The following is a 4,941-nucleotide window of genomic DNA, read 5'->3' on the forward strand; positions in this document are numbered from 1 at the left end:
ATCAGGCGACGACGACGGTAACCTGATTAATGGTGCTGATTATCTAATACCTGAGTGTTGCGTTCAAGTATTCACCGCATTTGTTGTATTTTCTTTACCTGTTTTCTCGGCCAATTCCTGCTGCTGCCTTTGTAAAGTGCGGGCTAAAATGGCGGAATACAATGGCTTACCGCCCATGAACTGTGCCACCAGGGTCGCGCCCAGACAGGTGATGATCATCGGTAAAATCAGCTGATAGTTATCCGTCATTTCCAATACCAGCACAATACCGGTTAACGGAGCACGCACGGTAGCGGCAAACAGCGCCCCCATGCCCGCAATCGCAAAGGTGCCGGCCTCAAGGCCGTATTCAGGGAACAGGTGACCGCTGAACAGGCCAAAAGCGGTGCCTAGCAGCGTCCCCAAAGCGAGCATCGGCGCAAAAATACCGCCCGGAGCGCCTGAACCGAAACAGAGCAGCGTAGTAACCACGCGGGCGATAAAGATAAACAGCAGCATGCCTACGCTGTAATTGCCCGCTGCCGCGATCGGGATCAAGGCCGAACCGCCACCCGCCGCGGCTGGCTCGATCAGCCCAAGCACGCCACAAACGCCCCCCAGCAGGGCACCAATCAGCAGGATCTTGCTCATCTTGCCACCATGGAAACGGGCAAACATATCCTGCGTACGAAACACCAACGCATTAAACATCACCCCCACCGCGCCAAACACCGTCCCCAGCACCAGGTACAACCACAGCGTATTGAGCGGTGCCGAAGCGAGTTTGCCCACTTCGATCAGCGGACTTTCACCATTAAAGATGCGAAAGACAATGCTCGACATAATCACGCCGATAAACACCGCCTTGATGGATATCAGGTTGTAACGAAACTGCGGGCGCATCTCTTCAATCACAAACAGGATCCCCGCCAAGGGGGCATTGAACGCGGCGGAGAGACCGGCTGCGGCACCGGTGGCCAGCATGGAGTGGCGCGCTTCCGCACTGCGCATACGGAAAATATCCAGCACCATTCGCCCGGCATTGGCCCCCATCTGTACCGTCGGCCCTTCGCGCCCCAGCACCATGCCAGCGCCGAGTGTCCCCATACCGCCGATAAATTTCACCGGGATCACTCGCCACCAGCGCACCGGGCGTAGCTCTTCCAGCGCCCCTTCGATCTCCGGGATCCCCGAACCACCCGCTTCTGGCGCAAAGCGTTTAACCAGATAAAATCCGCCAGCGGCCAGCACGGCGGAGAAAACAAACGCCAGCGGCCACACCAGGATCCAGGAGTTGGCGACAGAGGCCAGGCCCGACAGCCGCTGCTGTTGCACCCACTCCACCGCTTTATCAAAAGCGACACCCAACAATCCCGCCAACGTCCCTACCACCGCCGCCATGATCAGGATGGCAACCGGGGTTTTATCCTGGCGAATAAACTGACGGATTCTATCATTGCGAGTCAGGCGCACGCCTGAGGCCGCAGGAGGCTGTTGCTGTAATTCAGTCATAGTGGATTCATTATTGAAGTGAAAAATCAGACTACTAGCGATGTAAGCTATTCTAGCTCAGCCGTTGTCCTACCGCCCCCTCAAAATAGGTATCGTTCTATGGACGTTTCATCTCTGCGTACTCTCCACTAGAATAGCGCGGTCAAATCATTCAAAAGCAAACCCAGGAGCCGGTTTATGAGCTTACACAGTAAGTCCGAAAGTCTGTACGCCCAGGCGCAACAGCTGATCCCAGGTGGAGTCAACTCCCCAGTGCGTGCATTCACCGGTGTAGGCGGTACCCCGCTGTTTATCGAACGTGCCGACGGTGCCTATCTGTTTGATGCCGATGGTAAAGCCTATATCGATTATGTCGGTTCCTGGGGCCCGATGGTGCTGGGCCATAACCATCCGGCGATCCGCAATGCGGTGATCGAGGCGGCACAGCGCGGCCTGAGCTTCGGCGCTCCTACCGAGATGGAAGTGAAAATGGCCGAGTTGGTGACCACCCTGGTCCCAACGATGGATATGGTACGTATGGTGAACTCCGGTACCGAAGCCACCATGAGCGCCATTCGTCTGGCACGGGGTTACACCAACCGCGACAAGATCATCAAGTTTGAAGGCTGCTACCACGGCCACGCCGACTGCCTGCTGGTGAAAGCTGGTTCCGGCGCACTGACGCTGGGCCAGCCGAACTCACCGGGCGTGCCGGCAGACTTCGCCAAGCACACGCTGACCTGTACCTATAACGATCTCGACTCCGTGCGTACCGCATTCGAGCAGTACCCTTCAGAGATCGCCTGTATCATCGTTGAGCCGGTCGCGGGCAACATGAACTGCATTCCACCGCAGCCGGACTTCCTGCCGGGCCTGCGCACTCTGTGCGACAAGTATGGCGCACTGTTGATCATTGACGAAGTGATGACCGGTTTCCGCGTCGCGCTGGCCGGTGCTCAGTCTTATTACGATGTGGTGCCGGACCTGACCTGCCTGGGCAAAATTATCGGTGGTGGTATGCCGGTGGGAGCCTTCGGTGGCCGCCGTGAAGTGATGGCCGCACTGGCACCTACCGGGCCGGTGTATCAGGCTGGTACGCTGTCTGGCAACCCGATTGCCATGGCCGCCGGTTTCGCCTGCCTGACCGAGGTTTCCCAGGTTGGCATTCACCAGACCTTGACCGAACTGACCAACAAGCTGGCAGAAGGCCTGTTGGCGGCGGCCAAGGCAGAGAATATCCCGTTTGTCGTCAACCATGTAGGCGGCATGTTCGGGCTGTTCTTTACCGATGCGCCAGCGGTCACCTGCTATCAGGACGTGATGGGTTGCGATGTCGAACGCTTCAAGCGCTTCTTCCATCTGATGTTGGATGAGGGGGTTTATCTGGCCCCGTCGGCGTTCGAGGCTGGCTTTATGTCTGTCGCACACAGCGACGAAGATATTCAGCGCACCGTCGATGCCGCGCGCCGCTGCTTCGCCAAGCTGTAATCTTCCGGCGGGCGCCACTCGGCGCCCGCTGTTACCTTCAGAGCAAGGTACCGTAAATCGTCAATATCGCCACGACCACCACCACAATCAGGGTCACTTTACGCGCTAACGTTACCGCTGCGCGCGGCGTCTGAACCGGGTCCATATGCGGCTCACGGGCCAGAGAGAACTGCGCCAAACGCGTCAGCACCTGATACTGCGGAGTATGACGATCCCCAAGCGATGCAACCCACGCGGGCAGCGCCCGTTCACCATGCCCAATCAGCGCATACCCCACCCCAGCCAGACGAACCGGGATCCAGTCCAACACATGCAGCAGGAAGTCGATCCCCGTTTGTGAGCGTTGCAGCGGTGAATGATGCCGTGCCAGCCAGGTTTGGTAGGCGCGCAGAAAAGCATAGCCTGCCAGAGCGAGCGGCCCATATGGCCCGCACACCGCAAACCAGAACAGCGGTGCCAGATAGTAGCGATAGTTAATCCACAACAGGGCGTTTTGCAATTCACGCAAGCGTTCTTCTTCGCTGCACTGCACCGGTAAACCGTGGATCAGCGCCAGCTCTTCCGCCATCTGATCGCTGGCGTGGGTATCGCCCTGGCGTGCAGCCTGCAGATAGGCCCGATAATGTTTACGTGTGATCCCGGCCCCAACGCACAGCAGACCAATCACAATCCACAACAGTAGCGCCACAACACCGAAGAACAGGCCCTGGACCAACCACAGGATACCCCAGACGACGAACATCCAGACCAGGGTCATCGCCAACGTTTGTGCCAAAGAAAACCGATGCAGCCGCTGAAACACCACTTCTAAACGATGGTCCAACTGCCAGTGCTCACCCAGTTTAAACAGGCGTTCCCACGCCAAAACCAGTAACAGCGTAAACAGCGTCATTAGCTAATCCTCTCCTTCTGTCTGTTCCCCAGCATAATGCTTGCGGTGGTACGAGTTCCAGCAGCAGAGTAGCATGTTTACGAGAAGTGAATTTAATTCATTGATAATAAATGGATTAGTTACCTGCGCTACCACATCAAGCACTGTCCCCGGCACTCGCGGCCTGTTGATGCCAGTCAGTACAAAAAATCATCTTGACGGACACTATTTTCAGTTGCCCAAACGTAGTCCTAAAATAACGCGGTGAATGGCCTATATCCTGCATCTTATTAATACTGAATATAGGCCTGATTGCCTCATGATTAAAACGTTATAGGTTAAAAAACACGTTCGTCACCATTGGCCTTCAATAATATTAAGGCTGCAACGCTTCCGTATATTCAGCCACACTCACTGCATTTGTTGAATATTGGCAAGTATACACGGTATGAGGGTAATTCGAAGGATCACTGAATGGCTCTTTATACCTTACCACAGAGTAACCGTTGGAATCGGGAACGATCACTGCTTTGGCACCTTGACTTGCTTTATAGTATTGCCCATCGGATAAATCCTTAAATGCGAACTGGTAGATAGTACTTCTCTGGAGCAACCCATTATTATCGACACTACGATCATCATCGGTCATCCAACCGCCAGTTAGACGAACATAGGTATTATCAATGGTATCGCCAACCTCTGCTTTATACAGTCGATAGAGAACATTTAACGGTAACATTTTCATATTAAATCCTCGTAATACACCTGTGGTGTAAGTTATTAGAAAACTCTATTGATGAGTTAATTAACCCAGCAGAACACTGTCTGGATAAACAGTATGTCAAATAACGAAAGGTTGAGATATTCAATGCAGTTGTGCTGTTGGTAGAACAACTTGCAGTATGGCTAAGGTGGCACGCCGTAGGGGCGCTGCATTGTCGCGCCCGTGTTAAGGTCAGATGTGGGAGTAAAATTGTGGCACATTCAGTCCCCTTGTATGTTTAAAGGTACTTTAATTACCCCCCCAAAGGTGGGTAGACTTTAACCGAGTAGTACCTGACGCCACAGCCCGATTCCCCTCTGGGACAACAAGCCCGCGGGAGAGCTTATGG

At 54.6% G+C, this 4,941-nt stretch carries 4 protein-coding genes; 1 reads left to right on the forward strand and 3 read right to left on the reverse strand.

Annotated features, from left to right (window positions below; genetic code table 11):
- Nucleotides 1-63: 63 nt before the first annotated feature.
- On the reverse strand, nt 64-1,491 hold the full coding sequence (clcA, locus tag ACLQ7H_RS25350) for a H(+)/Cl(-) exchange transporter ClcA (protein WP_411755054.1): 1,428 nt from the start codon (nt 1,489-1,491) through the stop codon (nt 64-66).
- A 177-nt stretch (nt 1,492-1,668) separates the two neighbouring features.
- On the opposite strand from clcA, the gene hemL reads away from it, so the two are divergent.
- On the forward strand, nt 1,669-2,958 hold the full coding sequence (hemL, locus tag ACLQ7H_RS25355) for a glutamate-1-semialdehyde 2,1-aminomutase (RefSeq protein WP_411755055.1): 1,290 nt from the start codon (nt 1,669-1,671) through the stop codon (nt 2,956-2,958).
- A 37-nt stretch (nt 2,959-2,995) separates the two neighbouring features.
- Here the strand turns inward: hemL and ampE are convergent, their stop codons facing one another.
- A complete protein-coding gene (gene ampE / locus ACLQ7H_RS25360; protein WP_411755056.1) occupies nt 2,996-3,850 on the reverse strand; it encodes a beta-lactamase regulator AmpE in 855 nt (284 codons plus the stop codon).
- Between the two features lie 355 nt (nt 3,851-4,205).
- A complete protein-coding gene (locus ACLQ7H_RS25365; RefSeq protein ID WP_411755057.1) occupies nt 4,206-4,574 on the reverse strand; it encodes a hypothetical protein in 369 nt (122 codons plus the stop codon).
- Nucleotides 4,575-4,941 lie beyond the last annotated feature (367 nt).

Origin of the sequence: Serratia sp. (in: enterobacteria), assembly GCF_046715635.1 — a bacterium.
In the GTDB taxonomy this organism is placed as follows: Bacteria; Pseudomonadota; Gammaproteobacteria; order Enterobacterales; family Enterobacteriaceae; genus Chania.

What these genes read in the sequence shown, in the direction of transcription:
- clcA (WP_411755054.1), bottom strand. Translation starts at nt 1,491, where the DNA reads ATGACTGAATTACAGCAACAGCCTCCTGCGGCCTCAGGCGTGCGCCTG.
- hemL (WP_411755055.1), top strand. Translation starts at nt 1,669, where the DNA reads ATGAGCTTACACAGTAAGTCCGAAAGTCTGTACGCCCAGGCGCAACAG.
- ampE (WP_411755056.1), bottom strand. Translation starts at nt 3,850, where the DNA reads ATGACGCTGTTTACGCTGTTACTGGTTTTGGCGTGGGAACGCCTGTTT.
- ACLQ7H_RS25365 (WP_411755057.1), bottom strand. Translation starts at nt 4,574, where the DNA reads ATGAAAATGTTACCGTTAAATGTTCTCTATCGACTGTATAAAGCAGAG.